Source organism: Streptomyces sp. NPDC007157 (genome assembly GCF_040634235.1).
Taxonomy (GTDB): domain Bacteria; phylum Actinomycetota; class Actinomycetes; order Streptomycetales; family Streptomycetaceae; genus Streptomyces.
The window spans coordinates 254,833-279,210 of record NZ_JBEYFE010000007.1; the positions used below are offsets into that span (position 1 = coordinate 254,833).

20 protein-coding genes and 7 pseudogenes are annotated in these 24,378 nt (G+C 69.8%); 17 read left to right on the forward strand and 10 right to left on the reverse strand.

Going from position 1 to position 24,378, the window contains the following annotated elements; genetic code table 11:
- The first annotated feature begins 330 nt into the window (after positions 1-330).
- The 7 genes and pseudogenes from ABZ642_RS15755 to ABZ642_RS15785 all read left to right on the forward strand — a co-directional run bounded on the left by ABZ642_RS15755 (position 331) and on the right by ABZ642_RS15785 (position 7,896).
- Positions 331-816 carry an SAM-dependent methyltransferase gene (locus tag ABZ642_RS15755; RefSeq protein ID WP_360483124.1) on the forward strand — a complete coding sequence of 162 codons (486 nt, stop codon included), beginning with the start codon at positions 331-333 and terminating at the stop codon, positions 814-816.
- A gap of 460 nt (positions 817-1,276) precedes the next feature.
- Positions 1,277-1,879 (forward strand): TetR/AcrR family transcriptional regulator, encoded by a 603-nt coding sequence (locus ABZ642_RS15760; protein ID WP_360483126.1) that lies wholly within the window; start codon positions 1,277-1,279, stop codon positions 1,877-1,879.
- 216 nt (positions 1,880-2,095) lie between these two features.
- Positions 2,096-3,022 carry a TauD/TfdA family dioxygenase gene (locus ABZ642_RS15765; protein WP_360483129.1) on the forward strand — a complete coding sequence of 309 codons (927 nt, stop codon included), beginning with the start codon at positions 2,096-2,098 and terminating at the stop codon, positions 3,020-3,022.
- A 142-nt stretch (positions 3,023-3,164) separates the two neighbouring features.
- Positions 3,165-4,484, forward strand: a complete 1,320-nt coding sequence (locus tag ABZ642_RS15770; protein ID WP_360483132.1) for an MFS transporter — start codon at positions 3,165-3,167, stop codon at positions 4,482-4,484.
- 100 nt (positions 4,485-4,584) lie between these two features.
- Positions 4,585-6,291, forward strand: coding sequence for an aldehyde dehydrogenase family protein (locus ABZ642_RS15775; protein ID WP_360483135.1), 1,707 nt, complete (start codon positions 4,585-4,587; stop codon positions 6,289-6,291).
- 63 nt (positions 6,292-6,354) lie between these two features.
- Positions 6,355-7,470, forward strand: a pseudogene (locus ABZ642_RS15780) (AMP-binding protein); the annotation flags it as partial.
- Positions 7,471-7,509: 39 nt separating this feature from the next.
- On the forward strand, positions 7,510-7,896 hold the full coding sequence (locus ABZ642_RS15785) for a hypothetical protein (RefSeq protein WP_360483474.1): 387 nt from the start codon (positions 7,510-7,512) through the stop codon (positions 7,894-7,896).
- A gap of 104 nt (positions 7,897-8,000) precedes the next feature.
- On the opposite strand, the gene ABZ642_RS15790 is transcribed toward ABZ642_RS15785, so the two are convergent.
- The 6 genes and pseudogenes from ABZ642_RS15790 to ABZ642_RS15815 all read right to left on the reverse strand — a co-directional run bounded on the left by ABZ642_RS15790 (position 8,001) and on the right by ABZ642_RS15815 (position 11,620).
- Positions 8,001-9,269 carry a hypothetical protein gene (locus ABZ642_RS15790; RefSeq protein ID WP_360483138.1) on the reverse strand — a complete coding sequence of 423 codons (1,269 nt, stop codon included), beginning with the start codon at positions 9,267-9,269 and terminating at the stop codon, positions 8,001-8,003.
- A 121-nt stretch (positions 9,270-9,390) separates the two neighbouring features.
- Positions 9,391-9,561, reverse strand: a complete 171-nt coding sequence (locus ABZ642_RS15795; protein ID WP_360483141.1) for a hypothetical protein — start codon at positions 9,559-9,561, stop codon at positions 9,391-9,393.
- Complete coding sequence (locus ABZ642_RS15800; RefSeq protein ID WP_360483477.1) at positions 9,558-10,226, reverse strand: Type 1 glutamine amidotransferase-like domain-containing protein; 669 nt, start codon at positions 10,224-10,226, stop codon at positions 9,558-9,560. The genes ABZ642_RS15795 and ABZ642_RS15800 overlap by 4 nt, the downstream gene beginning before the upstream one ends.
- Positions 10,227-10,395: 169 nt before the next feature.
- Positions 10,396-10,578: pseudogene (locus ABZ642_RS15805) on the reverse strand (transposase); the annotation flags it as partial.
- A gap of 1 nt (position 10,579) precedes the next feature.
- Positions 10,580-11,098 (reverse strand): annotated as a pseudogene (locus ABZ642_RS15810) (hypothetical protein); the annotation flags it as partial.
- Positions 11,099-11,314: 216 nt separating this feature from the next.
- The gene (locus ABZ642_RS15815) at positions 11,315-11,620 is read right to left on the reverse strand and encodes a hypothetical protein (RefSeq protein WP_360483144.1); all 306 of its coding nucleotides are present in this window, start codon (positions 11,618-11,620) and stop codon (positions 11,315-11,317) included.
- Between the two features lie 193 nt (positions 11,621-11,813).
- Between ABZ642_RS15815 and ABZ642_RS15820 the strand changes: the two genes are divergently transcribed.
- The 3 genes from ABZ642_RS15820 to ABZ642_RS15830 all read left to right on the forward strand — a co-directional run bounded on the left by ABZ642_RS15820 (position 11,814) and on the right by ABZ642_RS15830 (position 14,129).
- Positions 11,814-12,764: an alpha/beta hydrolase gene (locus tag ABZ642_RS15820; RefSeq protein WP_360483147.1), complete on the forward strand. Its 951-nt coding sequence runs from the start codon at positions 11,814-11,816 to the stop codon at positions 12,762-12,764.
- A gap of 138 nt (positions 12,765-12,902) precedes the next feature.
- Positions 12,903-13,622: an alpha/beta hydrolase gene (locus tag ABZ642_RS15825; protein WP_360483150.1), complete on the forward strand. Its 720-nt coding sequence runs from the start codon at positions 12,903-12,905 to the stop codon at positions 13,620-13,622.
- Between the two features lie 351 nt (positions 13,623-13,973).
- The gene (locus ABZ642_RS15830; protein ID WP_360483153.1) at positions 13,974-14,129 is read left to right on the forward strand and encodes a hypothetical protein; all 156 of its coding nucleotides are present in this window, start codon (positions 13,974-13,976) and stop codon (positions 14,127-14,129) included.
- An 83-nt stretch (positions 14,130-14,212) separates the two neighbouring features.
- Here the strand turns inward: ABZ642_RS15830 and ABZ642_RS15835 are convergent, their stop codons facing one another.
- A complete protein-coding gene (locus ABZ642_RS15835) occupies positions 14,213-14,884 on the reverse strand; it encodes a sigma-70 family RNA polymerase sigma factor (protein ID WP_360483156.1) in 672 nt (223 codons plus the stop codon).
- Positions 14,885-15,076: 192 nt separating this feature from the next.
- Between ABZ642_RS15835 and ABZ642_RS15840 the strand changes: the two are divergent.
- The 4 genes and pseudogenes from ABZ642_RS15840 to ABZ642_RS15855 form a co-directional block, all read left to right on the forward strand.
- Positions 15,077-15,475: pseudogene (locus ABZ642_RS15840) on the forward strand (RNA polymerase subunit sigma-24); the annotation flags it as partial.
- 168 nt (positions 15,476-15,643) lie between these two features.
- A complete protein-coding gene (locus ABZ642_RS15845; protein ID WP_360483159.1) occupies positions 15,644-16,411 on the forward strand; it encodes an SDR family oxidoreductase in 768 nt (255 codons plus the stop codon).
- Positions 16,412-16,582: 171 nt separating this feature from the next.
- Complete coding sequence (locus ABZ642_RS15850) at positions 16,583-17,053, forward strand: MarR family winged helix-turn-helix transcriptional regulator (protein ID WP_360483162.1); 471 nt, start codon at positions 16,583-16,585, stop codon at positions 17,051-17,053.
- A 666-nt stretch (positions 17,054-17,719) separates the two neighbouring features.
- Positions 17,720-20,584: an AAA family ATPase gene (locus ABZ642_RS15855; protein ID WP_360483164.1), complete on the forward strand. Its 2,865-nt coding sequence runs from the start codon at positions 17,720-17,722 to the stop codon at positions 20,582-20,584.
- 50 nt (positions 20,585-20,634) lie between these two features.
- Here ABZ642_RS15855 and ABZ642_RS15860 read toward each other — a convergent pair.
- A pseudogene (locus ABZ642_RS15860) lies at positions 20,635-21,276 on the reverse strand (DUF5134 domain-containing protein).
- 61 nt (positions 21,277-21,337) lie between these two features.
- On the reverse strand, positions 21,338-21,802 hold the full coding sequence (locus ABZ642_RS15865; protein WP_360483167.1) for a cupin domain-containing protein: 465 nt from the start codon (positions 21,800-21,802) through the stop codon (positions 21,338-21,340).
- 294 nt (positions 21,803-22,096) lie between these two features.
- Here ABZ642_RS15865 and ABZ642_RS15870 point away from each other — a divergent pair, with 294 nt between their 5' ends.
- The 3 genes and pseudogenes from ABZ642_RS15870 to ABZ642_RS15880 form a co-directional block, all read left to right on the forward strand.
- Positions 22,097-22,519, forward strand: a complete 423-nt coding sequence (locus ABZ642_RS15870; protein WP_360483170.1) for an OsmC family protein — start codon at positions 22,097-22,099, stop codon at positions 22,517-22,519.
- 182 nt (positions 22,520-22,701) lie between these two features.
- Positions 22,702-22,873 (forward strand): annotated as a pseudogene (locus ABZ642_RS15875) (N-acetyltransferase); the annotation flags it as partial.
- Positions 22,867-23,543 (forward strand): annotated as a pseudogene (locus tag ABZ642_RS15880) (FAD-dependent oxidoreductase); the annotation flags it as partial. The pseudogenes ABZ642_RS15875 and ABZ642_RS15880, both read left to right, overlap by 7 nt.
- Positions 23,544-23,568: 25 nt before the next feature.
- Here the strand turns inward: ABZ642_RS15880 and ABZ642_RS15885 are convergent.
- Complete coding sequence (locus tag ABZ642_RS15885) at positions 23,569-24,129, reverse strand: hypothetical protein (RefSeq protein WP_360483173.1); 561 nt, start codon at positions 24,127-24,129, stop codon at positions 23,569-23,571.
- Positions 24,130-24,378 lie beyond the last annotated feature (249 nt).

Below are 24,378 nucleotides of genomic sequence, written 5' to 3' on the forward strand. Positions count from 1 at the left end.
GCTGTGTGTCCGGCGGTTGCCAGTACAGGTACTTCACGCGGCGGTGGTGGGAGCAGGTGCCGCGGGCATGAGCGCTGTGCGAGTAGCTGCCGTCCTGGCGCTTCTGTGATGCGTCGCGCGGGTGCGGGCTGTTGGCTTCGCAGACGCCTGTTGTGTGCCGCTGTTGTGTGCCGCGCGCACGAGGCTGCTGCCGCGTCTGTTTCCCCGCCGACCGGCACCAGGAGTGCTCCAGCCATCGCCACGTCTGTGCGCGGTGCTGATCTTGGTCAACGCCCCTGAAGTACCCTCGGGCGCCGAGTGATACAAGAATTCCGACGGAGGGTACTGCAGATGCCTGAGAAGAGTTCCTTGGCCGAAGTGGTCTCGATTCCCGTGGGCCGAGTGGTCGGCGGTCGGCAGGAGGTCAAGGACGACGACTGGGGCACGGTCGAGGCCGTCATCCGCCTGGACGCCGAGCAGTTCGGCGCGGACGCGCTGGCCGGGCTGGACACCTTCTCCCACCTGGAGATCGTCTACCACTTCGACCGCGTCCCCGTCGTGAAGATCGAGACCGGTGCCCGTCACCCGCGCGGCAATACCGACTGGCCTCAGATCGGCATCTTCGCCCAGCGCGGCAAGAACCGCCCCAACCGCATCGGGGTCTCCCGTTGCCGTCTGCTGCGCACCGACGGACTCGACCTGTACGTCCAGGGTCTGGACGCCGTCGACGGCACCCCCGTCCTCGACATCAAGCCCTACATGAGCGAGTTCGGCCCTCAGGGCGGCACCACCACACAGCCCGCCTGGGCCACCGAGATCATGCGCCACTACTACTGACGCGCCACGACCGGTGAGGTGCTTCCACTCCTGAGACGCCCTTACCCCGGGGAGACCTGTGGCCGCCGCCTGTCCACTTCGGAGCCAGTGAGCGAGAACCCGCGTCGGGTCCTGCTGCTGGGTCCGGACGCCCGGACACGGGCGGCTGCGGCGGACGCGGGGCTCGACATCTGGTCGGTCGAGGCTCCGGCGGACATCCGGCAAACCAGGGGCCAACGGCGGTCACGCCCTGAAGCGGTCGACCAGCGGCACGGGGCAGCCCGTGGAGTCGACGAGACCGGGGAGCCGGCATGGGGCGGTTCCGTCACCGTTGCGCGCTCCGCCGCCGCATCCCGGCGAGCTGTTTGGCCCGTTCGGAAGGGGCCGACAGCGGCGGCAGGGCTCTCCTGTCGGGTTTCCGGTGTCGCACGGTCCCGGCCTCGTGTGCCTCAGCCGGTGGGCGCCCTCTAGTCTCGTGGTCATGGGTGGACGGCAGATCCAGGCGGAAAAGCGTGGGCCGGGGCGGCCGCGTGAGGAGCGGGTCACGAGGGTGGTGCTCGGCGCGGTGCTCTCCCTGGTCACGGAGCAGGGTATGGACGCGGTCACGATGGACGCGGTGGCGGCCCGGGCCGAGGTGAGCAAACCGGCCATCTACCGGCGCTGGCCGACCAAGCAGGATCTGATCCTCGCCGCAGCGGAGAGCCGGGTCGGCCCGGTTTCCGTCGCCGACCTCGGGGATTTCCGCGCCGAACTGCACGCTCTGCTGACGGCGCGTCTTGAGGTCTACCGCCTGCCCGGCACGGACCGTCTGCTGGCCGAGCTCATGGGCGCGGCGGCCAAGGCGGGTACCGCTCGGAGCGCGTACGCGACGTACAGCGCCCGCGTGACGGCGCAGACGCGTGAGATTCTGCAGCGCGGAATCGAGCGGGGGGACGTGCGGGCCGACGTCGATGTCGCGGCCGCGTCGACCCTGGTGGCGGCGCCACTGGTGTTCCGCCTGCTGGGAGAGCAGGAGCCGCTCGACGGACGTTTTGTCGACGAGGTGGTCGACCTGGTCGCACGTGCCGTGGCGGCGCGGCCCTGACGGTGGCACCGGACCGCTCTCTGCGGCCCCGACGGTGGCACCGGACCGCCCTGCGCGGCCCCCTGCCGGTGACGCCGGGCCGCCCCGCGCGGCCCTGACGGTGGCACCAGGCCGCCCCGATCCGTGAAATTCGTTGCTCTGAGCCCTTGCGGCTCCACATCCCAATATCGATACTGCCGGTAACGAAATCAGCCGTTCCCACCGTGGAGGACTGCAATGGCCGGCACCGCCGCCTCGACGCCCCACCCCGTTTTCGACAAGCCACTGATCCGGTTCGGCAAGCGCATCCTGGAGCGCACTGCACCCGGCACGGCTCCGGGGGAGTACCGGATCCTGGGCATTCACCCGCTCACCCCGCACATCGGCGCCGAGATAACGGGCGTCGACCTCTCCCAGCCGATCGGCGCGGACCTGGCCGACGAGCTCCGCCAGGCGCTGTTGGAGTGGAAGGTGATCTTCTTCCGCGACCAGCGGGACTTCGGCCCGGAGGACCACACCGCGCTCGCCGGGCTCTGGGGCGAGCCGGAGGCCAACCCCTTCTTCCCCAAGGGCGACCGAGCCGGCGTCTCCCGGTTGGCCAAGGACGCCATGGCCGTGGGCAACGAGAACATCTGGCACAGCGACCACTCGTTCATGGCGGCCCCGGCCCTTGGTTCGGTACTGCGCGCCGTCGAGATCCCGGCCTCGGGCGGGGACACCCTGTGGGCCGACATGGGCGCCGTCTACGACAACCTCCCCGACGCGACGAAGGAGCGGATCGAGGGGCTCACGGCCGAACACGACTGGGTGCCCACCTGGGGCGCGACGATGACCCAGGACCAGATCGCCGCGCTGCGACAGACCCTGCCGGCGGTCGAGCACCCCGTGGTGGTCCGGCATCCTGCGACCGGGCGCCGACTGCTGTACGTCAACGAACCGTTCACCACGCGCATCGTCGGACTCGGCGAGGAAGAGAGCCGCGAGTTGCTCCACGAGCTCGTGCTGCAGGCCCGGATCCCCGAGTACCAGGTGCGCTTCCGCTGGCAGCCGGACTCCGTCGCGATCTGGGACAACATCGCGGTCCAGCACTACGCGATCAACGACTACTACCCGCAACGCCGCGTCATGGAACGCATCGCGATCGCCGGGGTCCCGCTCTCCTGAGCACCGCCCGGACCCGCACCCGGGTCCGGGCCGCACTCCGCCTCTTCCCCTTTGCCCCCTCCTCCTTTCGCTCGTCTCCCGCGGAGCCCTTGTGACCGACACCGATGTCGTACCCGCTGTGCCCGCTCACCGCCCGAGGGCCGTGAGGAGCCCCCGACACCGCGCATGGGTCGTCACCGCGCTGCTGGTCGTCTTCATGATGATCAACTTCGCCGACAAGTCCGTGCTCGGCCTCGCGGCCGATCCGATCCGTAAGGACCTCGGCCTGTCCTCGTCCGCCTTCGGACTCGCCAGCAGCGCCTTCTTCCTGCTGTTCTCCATCTGCGGCGCCGCGGTGGGGCTGCTCGCGGACCGAGTACGGCCCAAGTGGCTGCTGCTCGCGATGGCCGCTCTGTGGTCCGTCGCCCAGGCTCCTCTGGCCATGGGCGGAGGGCTCGCGGTGCTCATCACCTCACGTGTTCTCCTCGGTGCCGCCGAGGGGCCCGCTTTCCCCGTCGCCCAGCAGACCACCCTGTCCTGGTTCCCCAACCATCGACGCAACCTGCCCGGGGCTCTGATCGTGCTGGGGATCACCCTGGGAGTCCTGGTCGCCGCTCCCGCCCTCACCTGGGTGATCCACCACCACGGCTGGCGCTCGGCCGTCACCGTGGTGGCGCTCGCCGGTGCAGCGTGGGCGCTGCTGTGGATCCCCCTGGGCGGAGAGGGACCGTACGCGGCCACGTCGGACAACGACTTCCCGGCCTCGGCCGGCTCTGGTGAGGGGACAGGGACGGTCGAGGGGGCAGGGGCAGGGGCAGGGGCCGGACCCGGGACGGGGACGGTCGCGCGCAGGACGCCGTACCGCCGGATCCTCGCGACCCGTACCTGGATCGGTGCCACGATCGCCTATTTCGGCACCTACTGGGTCATCGCCTTCGGCCTGGTCTGGCTCCCGTCCTACCTCCACGACGGCCTGGGCTATTCCTCGGCCGCATCCGCCCGGCTGCTGATGCTGGTCTGGGGTCTGAGCGGCGTCGTGGTGCTCGGACAGGCAGGCGTGGCCGGGTGGCTGCTGCGCCGTGGCATCGCGAGCCGGTGGGCCCGCGGCGGGGTCGGCGGCACCCTTCTGCTCATAGGTGCCGCGGCGTGCCTGGCCCTGCCGTCGGCTCGGGCCGGTGCGGCGACGGTCGCGCTCCTGGTCATCGGTTTCGGGCTCACCGGAGCGATGGGCAGCGTCGCCGTCACCACCGTCGCAGAAGTGGCCCCGGCCCACCGCCGCGGCGGGGCCCTTGGCCTCATGAACGCCGTGGTGACCACCGCCGGCCTGATCGCCCCGACACTGATCGGGCGCCTTGTGGACAGCCAGGGGTCGGCGGGCTACCAGCACGCTGTCCTGATCACCGGTGCCCTGCTCCTGATCGGCGGAACCGCCGCCATCACGCTCATCGACCCGTCTCGCGACGCGCGCCTGCTGTCCGAGTGACGAGGCGACGTCCATCGAGCCCCGGCGGGGTGCGCCGCCCGTCCCCCACCGCACGGAGCACGGCCCCCGCCCGCCCAAACCCCCTTCAGCGAGGAATGACGTGACCTCCAGCGCCCTCGACACCGCTTCCCTCGACCGGGCCGTCATGGAACTGCGCAACAGCGCCGGGTCCTGGTCGGCCACCCCCCTCACCAGACGCATCGCCCTCCTGGAACGACTGCTGCCCCGCGTGGCGTCCGGCGCCGCCGAGCTGGCCGCGGTGGGCGCCCACGCCAAGGGGTACGGCCCCGACACCCCGTGGGCCGCCGAGGACTGGAGCGGCGGACCGTGGGCCCTGGCGCAGAACGCCGCGGCCTATCTCCACGTACTGCGACGCATTGCGAACGGCGAGGAACCCGTCGGCCCCGGAGGCGTGCGCGAGGAGCACGGCCGCACCAAGGTCGGTGTCTTCCCTGCCACCGGCTGGGACCGGCTGCTCCTCAACGGCTTCACGGCCCAGGTATGGATGCGCCCCGGTACTACCGCCGAGCAGGTACGGGACAGCGCCGCGGGCGAGTACCGGGGCCGGCCCGGGCGCCCCGCCGTCGCCCTGGTGCTCGGCGCCGGAAACGTCGCCGCCATCACCGCGCTCGACGTGCTGCACAAGCTCTACGCCGAGGGCCAGGTCGTCATCGCCAAACTGAACCCCGTCAACGCCTACCTACGCCCCCACTTCGAGCGCGTCTTCGCCGATTTCGTCGCACGCGACTGGGTGCGGTTCGTCGACGGCGGCGCGGCCGAAGGCAGTTACCTCACCCGCCACGAAGGCATCGACGCCATCCATGTCACCGGCAGTGACCGAACCCACGACGCCATCGTCTGGGGCACCGACGAGGACGCCGAGCAGCGCCGACGCGACGACCGGCCCCTGGTCACCAAGCCTTTCAGCAGTGAACTGGGCGGTGTCAGCCCGTGCATCGTGGCGCCCGGGCCGTGGAGCGACGCCGACTTCCGCTTCCAGGCCGAGCACATCGTCACCAGCAAGATGAACAACTCCGGCCACAACTGCATCGCCAGCCAGGTCCTGGTCGTGCCGCGTGACTGGGACGGCACCGAGCGGCTCCTGGACGAGATCCGGCGGGTACTGCGCGAGCTGCCCGCACGCGCCGACTACTACCCCGGCACCGACATCCGCCTGGCCGCCGTTCTCGCCGCCCACCCACAGGCGGAGACCCACGGCGCCGACTGCCGGCTCCTCGTCCCCGACATCACCGACCACGACGACGTCCTGATCACCGAGGAGGTCTTCGGCAGTGCCCTGGGCGTCGTACGACTGCCAGGCGCGACCACGGCCGAATACCTGCATCACGCCGTCGACTTCGCCAACAACACCCTCCCCGGAACCCTCGGCGCCACCCTGATCGTCCACCCCAGGACCGAGAAGACCGACAGGCCGACGGTGCAGAGAGCCATCGCCGGCCTGCGCTACGGCACTCTGGGCATCAACTGCTGGTCCGGTGTGGGCTTCCTGCTCGGCTTCACCCCCTGGGGCGCCTTTCCCGGCCACACCCGCCAGGACATCGGCAGCGGCACCGGCTTCGTGCACAACGCTTTCATGCTCGAGAACATCGAAAAGACCGTACTGCGCGCCCCCTTCACACCCGCGCCACGCGGTCTGCTCACGGGCGATCCCTCCCTTTCCCCGCGCCCGCCGTACTTCGTCACCAACCGCACCGCACTGACCACCATCGAACGCGTCACGCGCTTCACCGCCGCACCAAGCGTGTGGAAACTGCCCGGCATCCTCGCCTCCGCGCTGCGCGGCTGACCGCGTCCAGCCCCGCCACCGCCCCGCACACCTAACGGAGACCCCGTGCTGAACCTCGCCGTCATGCTCGAAAGCAGCGCCCGTGCCGTGCCGGACCGCGCCGCGGTCGTACTCGGCGACCAGAGGCTGACCTACGCGGAGCTGGACACCGCGGCGCGCCGGGTGGCCAACCTGCTGCGTTCACGCGGTGTCGGGCCTGGCGACAAGGTAGCTCTGTCCTGCCCGAACCTGCCGTGGTTCCCGGTGGTCTACTACGGCATCCTCAAGGCCGGCGCAGTGGTCGTCCCGCTCAATGTGCTGCTCAAGGGGAGGGAGATCGCGTACCACCTGGCTGACTCGGAGGCCAAAGCCTACTTCTGCTTCGAAGGCAGCGCCGAACTCCCGCTCGGGCAGGAGGGGTGGACCGGGTTCGGCGAGGCCCCGGGCTGCGAGCAGTTCTTCCTGATGACCGCCGCTCCCGCCGAGGACTCCCCGATCGCGGGCGCCCAGACGCTGACGGCTGCACTGGCCGGCCAGAGCGCCGACTTCGAGACGGTCGCCACCGACGCGGACGACACCGCGGTCATCCTCTACACCTCCGGCACCACCGGCCTGCCCAAGGGCGCCGAACTCAGCCACTCCAACGTGATGCTCAACGCGCTCACCTGCCACAAGCTGTTCGGCGAGGTCGAGCACGAGGTGCATCTCATCGGCCTGCCGTTGTTCCACTCCTTCGGCCAGACCGTCCAGATGAACGCCGGCCTCGCCGCGCGGGCGACGCTGGTGCTGATGCCCCGCTTCGACTCCGCCTCGGCGCTCGCCCTGATGTAGCGTCATGCCGTCACGTTCTTCGCGGGCGTGCCCACCATGTACTGGGCACTGCTCGGCGAGGACGCCCCCGACGTGGACCTGGCGCGGATCGCCGGGAATCTGCGCATCGCCGGCTCAGGAGGCTCCGCGTTGCCGGTCGAGATCCACCGCCGGTTCCACGAGCGGTTCGGGGTCACCATCCTGGAGGGGTACGGCCTGTCGGAGACCAGCCCGGCGGCCACGTTCTCGCCGCGCGGCGAGAAGGCGCGTCCGGGCTCCGTCGGACGCCCCGTCTGGGGCGTGGAGGTGAACCTGGTCGCCGAGGACGGATCCACGGTGGAAGGCCCTGACGCGATCGGCGAGATCGTCGTCCGCGGGCACAACGTGATGAAGGGCTACTACAACCGGCCCGAGGCGACAGCCGAGGTGATGCGCGACGGCTGGTTCCGTACCGGCGACCTGGCACGCCGGGACACCGACGGATGGCTCTACGTCGTCGACCGCACCAAGGACCTGATCATCCGCGGCGGCTTCAACGTGTACCCACGGGAGATCGAGGAGGTACTGCTCACCCATCCCGCCGTGAGCATGGCGGCCGTCATCGGAGTGCCTCACGACGGCCACGGCGAGGAGATCAAGGCATGCGTTGTCCTCACCCCGGGAGCCGAACTCTCCGAGCAGGACCTCACCGCGTGGTGCAAGGAACAGATGGCGGGCTACAAGTACCCGCGCCTGATCGAATTCGTCGACGTCCTCCCCACCAACGCCACCGGCAAGATCCTCAAGCGCGAGCTTCGGACAGGTCTCCGCGCGTGAGCGATGCGTGAGCGCACGGACCAGCCGTGTCCGGCCGATCTTGTAGTGGGGTCGTGGAGGTGGCGCCGGTGACCAGGACGCCAGGGCCTGTCCGGCGGGTCAGCTCAGAGCCGCGTGGCAACCCGGGCGTGCACCCCGACGGCCCGCAGCAGCCGGACGGCCGCGATCCGCTGGTGGCGCGGACGGTCCTCGGCCAGGAGCCCGCGCAGCAGTTCCTGCGGTACGCGGTCGGCCCACGGCAACAGAGCGGCGGTCGCCTGCCGGACCACCGCTGCCGAGGGGTCGTCCAGGAGCGGTCGTATGTCATCGACGCGTACCGCGTCCAGCGCCCGCAGCCCCGCCAATGCGCAGGCGCGCACGCCGGGGGCCGGGTGTGCGAGGAGTGCCCGGACCAGGTCCGCGTCCTCATGCACCCCGCACTCGCCGAGGCCCACTGCGGCGGCGGGCCGGGCCGCGGGGTCGGCACACAGCGCGCGGTACAGCGACGCGGGGTCGGTGCCGCCCTGCCGCAGCACCCATCGGGCGCATGCCCGTACCACGGCGGATCGGTCGGTGAGGTACGGCTCGGCGTCGGCGTGCCGCCCGGCCCGGCGCAGCGCGGTCACCCCCGCCGACCTGACCCGTGGGTGCCGGGACCCGAGCAACGGCGCCACGACCTCGCTGAACTCGTCGAAGGTGCCCTTCCCGAGGGCGGCCACGGCCGCTTCGGCGCACAGGTCCTGCACTACGACGTCGCGGTGGCGTGCGGCGGTCTGAGCGAGCCGCGCTGCGGGGAGCAGCCGCCGCTCGACGGCGATGCGGTACGCGAGGCGGGCCGTGGCCCGGTCGCCGCTGTCGAGCAGCGCCTCGGCTTGCGCGGCAGGGCCCGCGCGCAGCGCCCCGGTCAGCAGCTCTTGGGCGAAGCTGCCCCGCGGGCGGCGGCCGATCCGCAGGGTCAGCGCGGCGTGCGCGGCCAACTGTTGCGGGGGCGTCTCGGACAGGAGCCCGCGGGCCCGTTCGCGTACCGGCTCCGCCCAGTCCGCGCAGCGGATGACGACCAGCGCAAGCAGCGCGGGTCGCTCCCCGGTATGGTCCAGTGCGGCCTCACGGATCCGGCCGTCGGGGTGGCAGAGGGCGAGGGCGAGTTCGGCGTCACCGGGCGTACGGTGCCAAGTGACGGTGGGCAGCGACGTATCCGGATCCCAGCTCAGCCGCCGCCCGGACGGCGACGCGTTCGAGTGGAACAGCTCCGGCCGCTGCCAGGCCAGTTCGCGTACCCCGAAGTCAAGGCCGATCCAGGACTCCGGATCCGTCACATCGAGCGCCTGGTCCGGAGCAACTCCGGCGGCCAGTCGCCTGACGGCCTCGTACGACTCGTCTTCGCTGGTCAGCATGGGTGAAGCCTAATCACCGCCCGGCAGATCCTCTTGTGTGGGGTGCAGGCGGCGATAGTTGCGCCGAGTGGGCGACGGCTTCGCGGGGGCTTCCATCGCGCCCTTTTATCGGAGCAGGTCACTACCGGAGCCAGAGCCGGATGGTGGCGAGGGTGAGGGCGCCGGGGAAGACGTAGGCCCTCTTGTCGTGCCTCGCCGTCTGACGGAGGTGCTCACCCCGGCAGCTGCGCATCAGCGCGCTCTTGGGCGACGCACTGCCCTGTCCGGGGCTCTCCACCACGCGTTGAGTCACGGATGGAACCGATACCGGCCTTCAGAAATGACATCCACCTTGCCGTCCCTGACGCGAACGGCCGTCTCGTCGTCGATGAAGTAGATCGGGAAGTCCGCTCGCGCAGCGATGCGATCGGCCCAGGCGCCGTCGCGCTCGGGGAAATCCGACGAGTACAGGTGGGGCTTGAGATACCAGTCGAAGAGGCCGAACGGCGGCTCCACGGTCGTCGCGCCGAGCACGTGGAGGTCCGCGGCGTCCCCGATGACATCGGCGGAGTGTGCGGTGAGATTCCGGCTGAAGATCATTGATCCGGCGCTGACCCCCACATAGACCCGGCTTTCCAGAGCCTTCAGGAAGCCGTCGGCCAGGCCGTTGCCGGTGATGCTGCGCGCGAGGTGGTAGTGGCTGCCGCCCTCGACATAGATGACGTCGGCGTGGAGCAGCCGGTCGAGCACCATCTGCCGGGGCAGGCCGTTGAGCTCCAGGACGTCGAACTCCCGCCAGCCGAGGCTGTGCAGCCGGTTCAGGTCAGCGACGAACCACCCGTGGTCCCCGGGCTCGGCGACCGATGCGGTGGGAACGTACACGACGTTCGCCGATCCGAACGGTTTTCCCAGCATGTCCCGCAGTGCGTCCCGGAGTGTCTCGTTGCGCAGGCCACTCGCCGTCAACAGAAAGTTCATCGGGCGAGCCAAGCACGGCTGACGGGCGCGCGCAACGAACCCGGGATCCACCATCATCGGCAGGGCATTACCGCATCAGGAACAGGCAGGTGGAGCCGGGCGGTCCATCGAGGCCTGGCCGTGTGGGTTTCGGCGCATGGACAGGCAACTCAACGTGGGGCGGAGGTTTCTGAGCCCAGCCCAGCGTCTGCTTGGCCATCCGGACCGTGTGCTCCAGATCGAACCGGCGCAGGAATGCCTGCCGGCGCAGATCGACGTTCTCACCGGTCGTCCCGGTCCTGGTGGACCACAGCCGGACCGGCAACGGGTCTCCGCCGCCGGGCAGGTGGTCGACCTGTGGTCGGATCAAACTTGGCGCGGTAGAGGCCCCGGCCGGCCCTGCGGATTCGGGACGTGCCGACAAGCCGGTCCAGTGTGCTGCGTACAGCATTGATGCTTCCGCTGTCGGTGTCACGGCCGAGCGCTGCAGCCACGTCGCGGGCCCGGACCCTGGTGTCAGGGACCCGCGCGAAGTATTCGAGGATCTGCTCGGTGAGCTCTCCGTACCGTTGTGGCCGAGGCTCCTCCGCTCGGAACGGGTGCCTCCGCTGCCCCGCAGCCATTCCCGAGGGGGCAGCAGCATGTGCAGAGGGTTCCTCCAGGAGGGAGGACCCGTGCGCCTGCGCTGTCTCCCCAGTGCCGAGCCGATCGGCGGAGTCCGCCATCAGGACCGACAGGGCGCTCAGAGCCCGTTGCACCGAGTCGAGGTGCGCGACGATGGCGGCCAGTTCCCTCTCCAACGCCCGCTTCTGCAGCTCCAGGCGCGCCAGATCCTCCTGGAGGCTCTCAGCGGTGGCCTCGATGTTGTGCGCCGCCTGAGCTGCCGGGACCATGGACGCCTCTCATCCTCGACTTCCCCACGCTGACCCGCCAGGCTGGGCTTGCGGACGGTCGGCGCGGGCGTCCGGCTACGTTCCGTACCGTTTGACATTGTATGGTTGAGAATACTCTCATCACGGACACACTGGTGAGTCGTGCTCGGAAGATGCAGAGAATGGTCCCACTGTCTTGTGCGAGCCGCAGCGGACAGGTGGCGGAGCGTCGTGCGGTCAAGCCCGGCACGGAGTGGAACGCTCAAGCTGCTCATGGCATCGCCCGTTGTGCGGGTGCCGGACGGTGTCCGAGGCGGAGATTCCGTGCGGCTTCTCGTGCTCCTCGTTGACTGCTGTGGAAGGCGAGGTCTGTAGTCCGCGCAGTTTCTCGGTCGTTTCCTGTATGCGTGCACCGGCCTCGGCGAGCTGCCGGCGAAGCACACGGGCTCGCTCCGCGAGCACCGCCGCTTCTGCCGCGAGGAACACGGTGGTGGCGGCGGGATCGTCGTTGCGATCGAGGCTGTGATCGAAGTCGAGATTCATATGGCGGACACGTGGATCTCCAATTGACGGCACGCTGCTGCTGAGCCTCACCGATTCCGGCGGCGCGACGGTCCGTCGGCAATCCGGGCAGGAGGACGTGCAATTCCTTCGAGCGTGTCACATCGAACCTACCGGCCCGGTCCTATGGGATGAAAAACCCCCAGAAGCCTCGCTACCGTCGAAGGAGCATGCCGTGAGCGATATTGTCCTCGAACCCGCAGCCCGGGATTTCGCCGACGCGACCGCCAAGCCGCCGCTGTTGTACGAACTCGGAGTCGAGGGAGCGCGCAAGCTCCTCGACGACGTACAGGCGCAGCCCATCGAGAAGCCGGACGTGGACGAGAAGTGGATCACGGTTCCCGCCGGCGTTGGTGACGTGCGCGTGCGCATCGTGAAGCCTGCCGGCAGCACCGGTGTCCTGCCGGTGATCCTGTACATCCACGGCGGCGGCTGGATCCTCGGAAACGCCGGCACCCACGACCGCTTGGTGCGCGAGCTGTCCGTCGGGGCCGCCGCCGCTCTGGTCTTCGTGGAGTACGACCGTTCGCCCGAGGCCAAGTACCCTGTCGCCATCGAGCAGGCCTACGCCACCGCCCGGTGGATCACCAGCGTGGGCACCGAGGAGGGCCTGGACGCATCCCGTCTGGTCGTCGCGGGAGACTCCGTCGGCGGCAACATGGCCGCTGCCCTCACCCACCTGGCCAAGCGGCGTGGTGACGTCACCTTTCTGCACCAGTCGCTTTACTACCCCGTGACCGACGCGGCTCAGGACACCGAGAGCTACCGAGCCTTCGCGTACGGTCCCCACCTGACCGCCAGGGCCATGGAGTGGTTCTGGGACGCCTACACGACGGACCCCGCCGAGCGCGCGGAGATCACCGCGTCTCCGCTGCGGGCCACGCTCGAAGACCTCCGGGGGCTGCCGCCGGCGTTCGTCATCGTGGACGAGAACGACGTGCTGCGCGACGAGGGCGAGGCGTACGCCCGCAAGCTGGTCCAAGCGGGCGTGGCGACCACCTGTATCCGCTACAACGCGACCCTGCACGACTTCATGATGCTCAACCCCGTCCGTGGCACGCAGGCGTCGACCGCGGCCGTCGAGCAGGCCGTGCACGTTGTGCGCAAGGTGCTGGGCACCGACTGACTCCGCGAAGCGCCGGGCCCGTGTGAGAACCAAACAAGATCAGGCAAACGTCTGCTTTGCGCGGTCCGGCCACGTCCGATGCATCCCTTCAGACGCTCGAATGCGGGCGTCTTTCCGGCACGTCGAAAGGCCGAATCCATGACTGAACACAAACCGACCATTGTCCTCGTCCACGGCGCATTCGCGGACTCATCCAGCTGGAACGGGGTCGTCGAAAAACTCCAGTCGCACGAATACCCGGTGGTGGCCGCCAGTAATCCGCTGCGGACACTCACCGGCGACGCCGAGTACGTCCGGCAGCTCGTCGCCTCCATCAAAGGCCCGGTGGTACTGGTCGGTCACTCCTACGGCGGCTCCGTCATCAGCAACGCGGCGAAGAACCTGAGCAACGTCAGGGCGCTCGTGTTCATCGCGGCGTTCCTGCCTGACGAGGGCGAGAGCGCCATCACACTGTCGGGGAAGTTCCCCGGCAGCACCCTCGGTGAGGCACTGCGAGCGGTGCCCGTCACACTCCCCGGCAACGGCCAGGTCAACGATCTGTACATCGAACAGGGCAAGTTCCACCGGCAGTTCGCCGCTGACGCCGCCGTAGAGATCACCTCTGTCATGGCGGCCACACAGCGCCCCGTGACCGATGCCGCCCTGAGTGAGGGCGCCACAGCACCGGCTTGGAAGGACATCCCCTCGTGGGTGCTGGTGGCCACGGAGGACAACAACATCCCGCCGCAGGCGCAGACCTTCATGGCCGAGAGGGCGAACGCCACCGCGGTCAGCGTCTCCGCCTCCCACGCCGTCTCCGTCTCGCGTCCCGGTGACGTCGCCCGCCTGATCAATGAGGCGGCGCAGGCCACCCTCTGAACCGCGCAATCCCGGGCTGGACCGCGAGGGGTGAGTCGGCGACCCCTCGCGGCCCAGCCCGGGAGCGCCTCCGCCATTTCCGGCTGCCGGTGTCGGGGCCCGCGGACGGTGGCCGCCACCACCGGGATCCGAATGGCCGTACAACACCACTTCGGAGCACACGATGGACACGGACAAGCAGGCAGCGGCCCGCGGCCTGATCGACATTGAGGCCTACCTGTACCAGGAGGCCCACCTCAGCGCGGCTCGCCGACGGCCGGCCGAATTCACCGCACGGGTCGATGACTCAGCCCTGAACAGAAACGCGAACTCGAGAGGTGGTACCTCGACGAGCAGAGGTATGTGGCACGTATGGTCACCGATCACGTCGCCGGCAGCATCAGCGCGGTGGAGGAGAAGCATCGTGTCCGACTCGGACGGTGGCTACGCGGAACACTGATTGCCATGACAATGACCGTCATCGTGGTGATCGCCCGCACGGCTCTGACGGTCGGCATATCGGCCTGATCAGGTGGCGCGCGTGAGAACCTGTCTGGCCCTGGCCTTGGCCCTCGACGGACTGTGCGACATGCTCCGGCGTTGGGACTGCGTCACTGAACGTCCGCCAGGAGAACACGCTCCAGGTGAGCCAGTTCGCCGCTGCGCGCAGCCCCGAGGAACGCCTGCACGAGGCGCCGGTGGGCGACGGAGTCGACCTCCTGGCGGTGACGACGGCTGCCGAGCCGCTGCTGCGCACGGGCCACCTGCTGCCGTGCGTTGACGACGCTGAGGTGGAGGAGCGCCGCGATACCGTCGTAGGAGTAACCGAAACCCTCTCGCAGCACGTACGCCGCACGCTGCCTGGGGGTCATCGTGGCCAGCAGCAGGGCGACGGCGCGTGCCACGGCGTCCTGCCGCTCGGCGACCGACTCCGGTGTCACGTCGGGGCCCGGCGAGTCGGGAATCCACGGACTGGCGCTGAACTCGCGGCGTCTGCGGGCCGACTGCGCCACGTTCATCGCCAACCGCGCGGTGATCGTCCGCAGCAGAGCGGACGGATTGTGCACGACCGAGCGGTCCGTGCCCTGCAGCCGCAGCCAGACCTCCTGCACGACGTCTTCGGCCTCCGTCGGGCTGCCGACGATGCGATGCGCTATGTGCAGCAGTGAGTGGCGGGTCCGCGTGAACACGGCGACCGCGTCGTCCAGATCCGCGATGTCCGGCATCGCGGGGGTGTCCTGCACGGTGGGCGGGCGCCTTGCTTCGGTGAGGGTGGTGTCCACGGTCATCTCCTCCGTCGGAAGGGGGGTGAGCGGTCCAGAACGGCCGTGGAACCAACCTCGCTTCCAGAGGTGGTGGGTCGCGCCATTGACAGTCCGTGGCAAGTACGTGGTGAGCACGTGGTGGATGCGTGGCCACGGACCACGGGGGAGGAGGACACCGTGGCCCTGCCAGGAGGAAGAACCGGTCACGGGGCCGAGCGCAGGGAGAGCGTCAGTCCGGCCGCTCACCGGCGGCTCCTGGAGGTCTTCCTCTCCGCCGCGCGAACAGGTGACATGGCCGTGCTGGGGGACATCCTCGCGGCCGACGTCGTCAGCTACGCGGACGGTGGCGGCATCCGCGGAGCTTCCAGGATCCCGGTCGTCGGACGCACACATGTCTCCCGCTACCTCGTCGCTTTCGCGCCGCGCTTCTGGCCGCAGGCCGAGGTCCGCTGGGTCGAGGCCAACGGGCTGCCCGCCGTGCTGGTCGAGGCCGGCGGGAACGAGATCGCTCTGCTGTCCGTGGACGTCTCCGCCCGGGGCGTCGAGCGGCTCATGTGGGTGATGAACCCGGCCAAGCTCTCGTCCTACGTCGCCTCGCCGGGCGCATGACCGGTCGCCGCACGGGCGCACGGCACGGCCGATCGCCGTACTGACGTGTGAGGACGCTGTGACACGTTTTTGTGCCATGCGTCACCGATCGACTCACATGTTTGACTGAGTGGGAAACGCTTGCACATCATGTTTGATGTACGACGACCTTCGAACAATGAGAGTCTCATGATCACGAAATCAACCGACCAGATCTTCTCCGGGCACGTCGTGATCGTGACCGGGGCCGGGTCGGGCATCGGACGGGCCACGGCCGTCGCTTTCGCGCAGGCCGGTGCGCACGTGCTCGGAGTGGGCCGACGGGAGAAGCCCCTGAAGGACACGGCGGCGATCGACAGCAACATCGAGATCCTCGCCATCGACGTGTGCGAGGACGGAGCACCTGCCGAGATCATCGGTGCTGCCGTCCGGAGATGGGGACGTCTCGACCACCTGGTCAACAACGCCGGAGCGACAGCCGTCATGCCGCTGGCCGAGACGGACAAGCAGGTCGTGCTCGACTTGTTCGCCCTCAATGTCGTGGCACCGAGCCTGCTCGCGCACGAGGCACTGCCCCACCTGCGCGAAACCTCCGGCACGATCATCAACCTGTCCAGCACCTACGGGCACCGCCCCATGGCCGGAGGCGCCCACTACGCGGCCACGAAAGCCGCCGTGGAGCAGCTGACGCGCAGCTGGGCGCTGGAGCTCGCCGCCGAAGGCGTCCGCGTCAACTCGATCGCTCCCGGGCCGACTCGGACCGACGTGATGCTGCACGCCGACCTCAGCCCCGAAGCGGCCGACGACATGTACGCCTACGAGCGTGAGCGCATCCCGACCCACCGTATCGCCGACGCCGAAGAGGTGGCCCATTGGGTTCTGCGGCTCGCGGAGCCCGCCGGACGTCATGCGACCGGACAGGTGATCACCGTCGACGGCGGTCTCGAACTCATCTGACGCCACGCCGGGCCACAGACAGGGGCGGCCTTACCGGGTCCCCGCCGAGTGTCACGTGGAGAGCTTCTGCCTTGTCTGATCAGAGAAAGGCGCGCCGAGGCCCCGGCAGCCAGGACGGCGGCCGTCCTACGACGTGACAGACGGGCCACGACAGGGAAAGAGCAGTCTCTGGTGAGCGACGATCTGGTGATGGTCAAGCGATGGACCTCGATGAACCGTGTCCACAGGAGGATCGAGGCCCGGATCGAACGAGATCTTCGTCGGCTCGTGGGGCTGGGTTCCCGGGAGTTCTCCGCGTTGAGTGCTCTGCGGCCCGGGACATGGGCGGGCGAGGGATCGCTCTACCTAGGTGACCTGGCCACCGTCGTCGGGTTGAGCCAGTCCGCGACCAGCCGCCTCGTCGCCCGCCTCCAGGACCGCGGCCTGATCACGATCCGCACGTCCAGCGACGACCGTCGCAGCATCGAGATCGAACTCACCGCCGTCGCCCACGACACTCTGCGGATCGGCACGCCGGTCCTGCACCAGGCTGTCACAGGCGCCGTGGGACAGATGGGCGCCGAGGACACCGACGCAGAGCTGCTGCGGTACCTGCGGGGAGAGCCGAGCGAAACGGGCACGTCGGAGGAGCGGTGTGTCTAGGACTTGTCCGGCGGATCACTGCGTGGGCCGTTACGCACCCAGCGGTGGTGGGGAAGTGCGGTGCCCTGAGGGACGAACCGGAGTCCTCCCTTCCCTACGATGACGGCGCTGCGCATGGTCTCCTCGAACCAGGCAGCGGCGATCCTGCCGAGATGTTGCGGAGGTCCGGCCGAAGTCAGCGGCCGCACGTTCCTCGTCGGTTCCGGAGTCTGCCAGTTCTGAGTGTGGCGCTCGCTGCAGAAGACCCGGTCGCCGAGGATCGTCGCGCCCACGCACATGAAGACCGAACCCCTTCCGCTCTCGTGCCGGTCGACCAGATCCACGATGAGCGTGACTATCTCGTCTCCTTGGGATATCGCCTCGTCCAGCGCGGCGTAGTAGGCCGCGTGCTCGGCGGGGGGCTCCCACTGTGGGTCCTGGGCGGCGGCGCGTCCGTCCCGTTCCTCAGGCTCGAAGACGAGCGCAAGAGGGTGAATGGGCTCGCATTCAGGTCAGGATCGGGCGGACTGGCGTCGGGCGTTGAAACGCTCGCTGTCAGCGGCGGCGGACGGCCGCGATCTGCTTGTCACAAATCATGCCGCTTCCCGGTCAGTCGGGTGAACGGGCCTGTGCGCGCACATGCACAGTCCTTTCGAGGTCCCCGCAGTCCGATAGGAGTCGCGTCCCATGACCACCAGTACGCTTCCCGATCTGGTCGGCCGGCATCCTGAACGGGCGGCGCTCGACGAGTTGCTGGTCGGTCTGCGTGCCGGTGAGTCCCGCGTACGGGTGTTCCGGGGCGAGGCGGGCATCGGGAAGTCGGTGCTGCTGGAGTACGCCGTCGCCCGGGCGTCACAGGTGACGGTCACCCGGGCGCAAGGCGTCGAGGCGGACATGGAACTGCCGTACGCGAGTCTGCACCAACTGTGTGCACCGTTCCTGGGGCAGGTTGATGCGCTGCCGGGCCCCCAACGGGACGCACTCCGCGTGGCCTTCGGGATGGCGGCAGGAGATCCGCCCGACCGCTTCCTGGTCGGGCTCGCCGTGCTGTCCCTGCTCACCCGGGCCTCGGAGACCCGACCGGTGCTCGTCGCGGTCGACGACGCCCAGTGGCTTGACCAGGTGTCCCTGCAGACCCTGGAGTTCGTGGCCCGACGGCTGCTCGCCGAGGCCGTCGCGATGGTCTTCGCCGTACGCGATCCCGAGGGGAAGGCCGCGCTCGCCGATCTGCCGGAGACCCGGATCGGCGGACTCGACGCCGTCGCGGCCGCGGAGCTCCTGGAGTCCACTGTGGGCGGACGGCTGGACAAGCGGGTCCGGGACCGTTTCGTGGCCGAGATGCACGGCAATCCACTCGCCCTACTGGAGTTCTCCCGGGGCCGTACCGCCGCCGAGCTGGCGTATGGCCTGGACTCGTCCGCCTATCCGGGTGTCGAGGGGACGGTGTCGAGCCGTCTCGAACGGGACTTCGCCGATCGGCTCGGCTCGCTGCCGGGACCGACCCGTACCCTGCTGCTCATCGCCGCCGCAGAACCGGTCGGGGACGCCGGCCTGCTGACGCGCGCCACAGCCTCGCTCAAGATCGCTCCCGACGCCGCTCCGGCCACGACGGCAGGCCTGATCGACCTCCACGGGTTCCTCCGCTTCCGGCACCCACTGGTCCGGTCCGCGGTCTATCACCAAGCCGACCCCGAGGAGCGCCGCGCGGTCCACCGGGCGCTGGCCGCGGCCACGGACCCCGCCCTGGATCCCGACCGGCGCGCCTGGCACGCGGCCCAGGCTGCCTCAGGACCGGAGGAGGAGGTCGCCGCGGATCTGGAACGGGCGGCCGACCGGGCGCGGCAGCGCGGCGGGATCGCCGCCGAAGCGGTACTCCTGGAGCGCGCGGCCCAGTTGACGCCGGACGCCTGGCGCCGGGGACGCCGGGCCGTCGCCGCCGCCGAGGCCCATTTCTCGGCCGCCTCGCCCGATCGCGCCACCGAACAGGCGACGCTCGCCGAACTGTGCCCCCTCAGCTCCCTGGACCGCGCGCGCCTGGCGCGCCTGCGTGCCCGAATCCTCTTCGCCCGCAGCCGCAGCGACGAGGCGGCACCACTCCTCCTTGAAGCCGCCGCACAGTTCACCGCCGCCAAGTCGCCACTGGCGCGGGAGACTTACCTCGAAGCGATCAGCGCGACCATCTTCGCGGGCAGGGTGCACGGTCCGACAGGTGCTCGTGCCGCCGCCGTCGCAGCCCGCGCATCCGGGGCGCCACCCTCGGGGTCCAAGGCAGCCGACCTCCTTCTGGAGGGTGTGGCGGCGATCCTCACCGACGGCTACGAGACCGGAGTCCCGGCCCTGCGTAGCGCGTTGGACCTCCTCGCACAAGAGGAACTCCGAACCCGCGAGGCCACCATGCGCTGGCTCCTCCTGGCTCCGGTCGCCCTGGAGGCGTTCATCCACTACGCCTGGGACCTGCACGCGTGGGACGTGCTGGCGACGCGAGCGGTGCGGCTGGCCCGCGACATCGGTGCGCTCGGCGCGCTGCCACCGGCGCTGATCTACGCCGGCGGAGTCCACATCCATTACGGCAACTTCGCCGAGGCCGCCCGGATGATCGACGAAGCCGATGCGATCGCCGCCGCGACCGGTCACGCACCGCACAAGTACGCGGCGCTCGTCCTGGCCGCGTGGCGGGGCGACGCGGACGCGGCCGCCCGCATCATCGACGATGCCCGGGCCAGTGCTGTGGAACGCGGCGAGGTGTCTCTCCTGGGCGTCACGGGATACATCCAGGGCGTGCTGTGCAACGGGCTGGCCCGCTACGAGGAAGCCCTGGCGGCCGCTCGCTCGGGCATCGAGCACGACGGGTTCAACTTCACCGGCCTGTCGCTGGTCGAACACATCGAGGCCGCGACCCGGTGCGGCAAGCTCGACCAAGCCCACGCCTCGCTCGCCCGGCTGCTCGAACTCACCCGTGCCGCCGATTCCGGATGGGCCGTCGGCGCAGGCGCGCGCAGCCAGGCCCTGCTCGCAGACGGCGACGAGGCCGACGCTCTCTACCGGACCGCGATCGAGGAGTTCGGCCGCGGCGGCGTGACCGTGGAAGTCGCACGCACCCACCTGCTGTACGGCGAGTGGCTCCGCCGTCACCGTCGTCCGTCAGAGGCCCGCGACCACCTTCGCGCGGCCTACGAGATGTTCGACGGAATGCGGGCCGACGCATTCGCCGAGCGGGCCCGCCGCGAGTTGATCGCCACCGGCGAGCACGTCAAGGCCCGCGTGACCAAGGCGACGAACACCCTGACCGCACAGGAGACGCAGATCGCGACCCTCGCCGCCGACGGCATGACGAACGCGAAGATCGGTGCCGAGCTGTTCATCAGCCCGCACACAGTGGAGTGGCACCTGCGGAAGGTGTACGCGAAGCTCGGGATCAACTCGCGACGCGCGCTGCCGGACGCTCTCGCCGGTGCCGTGGCCCTCAACGGCGGGCACCGCCGCGAGGCCGCGACCCGACCGGACCGGGCCAAACCACCGACGCGCCCCTCCGGAACCTCCAGACCGCGGTGAACACCGTTTGGGCCCGCCACGAGCGCAAGTTGACGGAGGCTCAGTGCGGATCAGTGGGGCATGAGCAGCATGACGCTCGTGCCCAGCGCCATGGATCCGTCCCAGAAAGGTGCGTACGGCTCGTGCCGATCGATCGAGCCCGCGGTCCGGTCGGGCCGGGTACACCGGCCGGGCAGGACGCGGACCAGTGACGACAGGGCGTACGCCAGGAGACACAGGGCCAGTGCGCTGGTGACCGTCTGGCCGGTTGTCGAGAGGTGTGCCGCATGACCGGGCATGTCGACGTGGTGCGCGGTGGCCGGCGGACCGGCGAGGTTCTCGTGTGGCGGGCCGGGCTCGGCGTGCGACGGCCACTCCATTCAGGCCATGGCGGCCATGGCGGCCATACCGGTCGTGGAAGGCAGTCTTCGGGCAAGGGCGGCGAACCGGGACTCGTAGTGCCGGCGGACGGCGGTCACGGGGAACCAGACGGCTGCGGCCGCGAAGAACGCTGCTCCAGCGGGGCGGGGCGGTAGTGCATCGTGGCTCCACGGCATGACCGCCATGGTGGAAGCCATGGCGGCATGCAGCAGTTGGTCTCCACGTCCGCGCCATCCCGCCCGGTGGGACGCCATACCCCGGTGCACTGCGTGCACGGCGACGGCCGTGAACAGCACGGTCAGCATCACGTGAACGAGGTCGGAGGCATCCATGGCCGCTCGTCCCCTCCTGCGTGGCGGTGTCCGGTGGGCGGGACCGTCTGACGGCCGCGGATCAGGCTGTGGGCCGCGGAGCGCGCAGATGTGCGCGCTGCTTGAGCTCCTCCTCGTCGACGAGTTCGAGCATGGGCTTGCCCGGGGCGCACATCATGGTGACCACGAACTCGGTCCTGGCGTCCTCCAGTGCATTGCCGTCCTGGTAGTGGATGGCGTCGCCGCCGGGCTCCCAGAACGTGCCGCCTGCCTCGACGACGCGCTCGGGCTCGCCCTCGAGTTCGAAGCGGACCGCGCCCTTGACGACGTATCCGAACGCCGGTCCGGAGTGGCGATGCGGCGGAGTTCCGGGGTCGCCGGGCTCCCACGCCACGTGGATGGTCATCGCCGAGGCGCCCTCGGGAACCGTGATCGGCGCCGCGTCCTGGAGGAGCGTGGCCGCCCTGGTCCAGCTCGGCCCGTCCTCACCGCCGGTCCCGTGACCATGGTCGCCGTGACCGTGACTGTGCTGCGCATTCTCTGACACTGTGACGCACCTTCCGTGACTCGACAGCGCCCCGGACGGTACATCGGCCGTCCCGACGCGTGGTGGTGGCCGGTCTTCGCAACCACCTGCTTGCACCTCCACTGACCGGACACGGGACAGATTTGTGACGGCGTGACGCGCAGCATCACCGTTGTGCCGACGCCGTTCGATGCGCGTGTCACACCGACGTCCTGTGCGTTGTCCTACTTGGCAGAGCCGTAGCAGTCTGCGGGTGTCCTCGCCCGCACGTGCTCTCCGGCCGCTCCCTCTTCTGACTCCCGGAAAGGCCGACCGATGTCCGCAACCACACGTATCGTCTCCGTCCGCGAGGGCAGTCGGCTGGCCCGCACCGTCGCGATCGGCACGCACCTGGTCAGGTCCGACGAGCCCGAGCCCGTCAGCTCCGACTGCGGGCCCACTCCTGGTGAACTCCTCCTGGCAGCGCTGGGATCGTGCACGTCGATGACCGTGCGCGCGTTCGCCGACCGGCACGAGTGGCCGTTGCGCCAGGTCGACGTGGACCTCGAATTCGACGCCGACGGTGGGATCGTCAAGAATGTTCACCTGTCGGGCGATCTGGAGCCCGCCCAGGCCGAGCGGCTCCTGGCAGTGGCTGGGCGGTGCCCGGTGCAGCGGCTGCTGACGGGCGGTGTCCCGGTGAGGACCGTGCCCACGGTGTGGCAACGGCCGACCGAGAAGCCGGGGCAGTCGGCGTGATGACCGGCTGCTCGTCGGTTGGCCTGCAAATCGATCGTGGCGGCGAGGTTTCAGGGCGTTCCGTTGGTGAGGACGCGACCTGCTCAGCGGCGACCTGGACCGCATCGAACGCCTGCCACCGACCCCGGTGAAAGAGCGGGGCGCCCATTCTGGCCTGTGCGAGGATCTCGGCGTGAAACGATCTGCGCTTCCGTCTCGCCGAAGAGACCGACCTTGCTGCTCTCGTGCGACTGCGTGACGACGCTGCCCGCCGGCTGCTTGCCCGAGGCATCACCGGTCAGTGGCAGCCCGGTCAGCTCGGTGTGGACCACTTCCGCAGGGATGGTCAGTGGTGAGGTCTGGCTCGCCGCGAGCTGGAGCGCCGCGGCGCGCACGTCCACCTCGACACGCAGATCAGTTCCCTCGCCGACGGCCGGGTGGTGCTCTCCGACGGGGAGGAGTTCGACTCCGCGCTGGTCGTGTGGACCGCCGGCAACGCCTCCAATCCCGTCGTGCACAACCACACGGATCTCCCGGTCGATGAACGAGGCCTGCTCGTGGTCCGAGCCGACCTGCGCGTGGGCACCGACGGGCAGGCTGTGCCGGACGCATGGGCGGTCGGCGACGACGCGGCCGTGCCCGACCTGGCGTCCACGGTGCCGGGCGCGCACACGGTGCCGAACGCCCAGCACGCCGTGCGACAGGGCGGGCGCCTGGGAAAAAAATCGTGGCCGACCTGCGCGGCACACGCGTCGCGAACTACCGGCACAGCAGTCTGGGTGTGGTGGCCACACTGGGGCTGGGACGAGGGATCTTCCAGTACAGAGGGATCATCATCAAGGGGTTCCCGGCCTGGCTGATGCACCGGGGCTACCACGTGCCGGCCGTGCCCTCCTGGGAACGCAAGATCCGTGTCCTCACGGTCTGGCTCACGGCCGCGGTCTTCGAACGGGACCTCGTTTCCCTCGCCTCCGTGCAGCATCCACGGGACGCGTTCGTCACCAGTGGCGACCCGCGGCGGCCCGACGAGCGCCCCAGGAGTTAGCGCGCGGCCGTATGAGACGTCTGCCCTAGGAACGACGGGCGCGGTAGAGGCCCCGCCCGGTGCGCTGGATGCGCGAGGCGCCGACCAGACGGTCGAGTGTGCTGCGGACCCCGTTGATGGTTCCGCTGTCCGTGTCACGGCCCAGGGCGGCAGCCACGTCACGGGCCCGTACGTCGGTGTCGCCGGCCGAGGCGAAGAACTTCATGATCTGCTCGGTCAGGCGGCCGTACTTCTGCTGCTCGTCCGTGTCGTCCTCGGCCGGAGCGGGACGGTCCGTGTCCTCGGTCTCGGCCGGGGACGTCCAGGCGCCGGGCGCCGGTGGTGCCGGGACGGTCGCGGACTCGGCGACGGCGACTTCCGCCTCGCCGGCGGCGGGCCGAGGAACCGTCACCTGCTCCGTGGCGGCCGGGGTACGCAGCAGGGTCTCGAAGGCGCCGAGAGCCTGGCGCACCGAGCCGAGATGCGCCACGACCGCGGCCAGTTCCCTCTCCAGCGCCTGCTTCTGGAGCTGCAGACGGGCCAGGTCCCCCTGGAGGCGTTCGGCGGTGGCCTCGACGTCGCGCATCGAGTGGGTTGCAGAGCCCATGCGTTCCTCTCATCCTCTATCCGCTGCGGCCACATCCCGCCAGCGGCGTGTCAACCAGTCCGGAGGCGAAAGTGGGTACCGCGCTCACATGATAGGCACCGGTCCCGTGTCCCGGGATCCGTGTCACACCTTTTGGTCCTCGCCGCTCGATGGGGAGACGGCCGCCGTGGAGCGACCGCTCACGATGGCCGCGCGGTTCAGGGCGTCGCAGGCGGTGCCGTCGGCAGCGCGGGTAGCTGCGCAGGACGA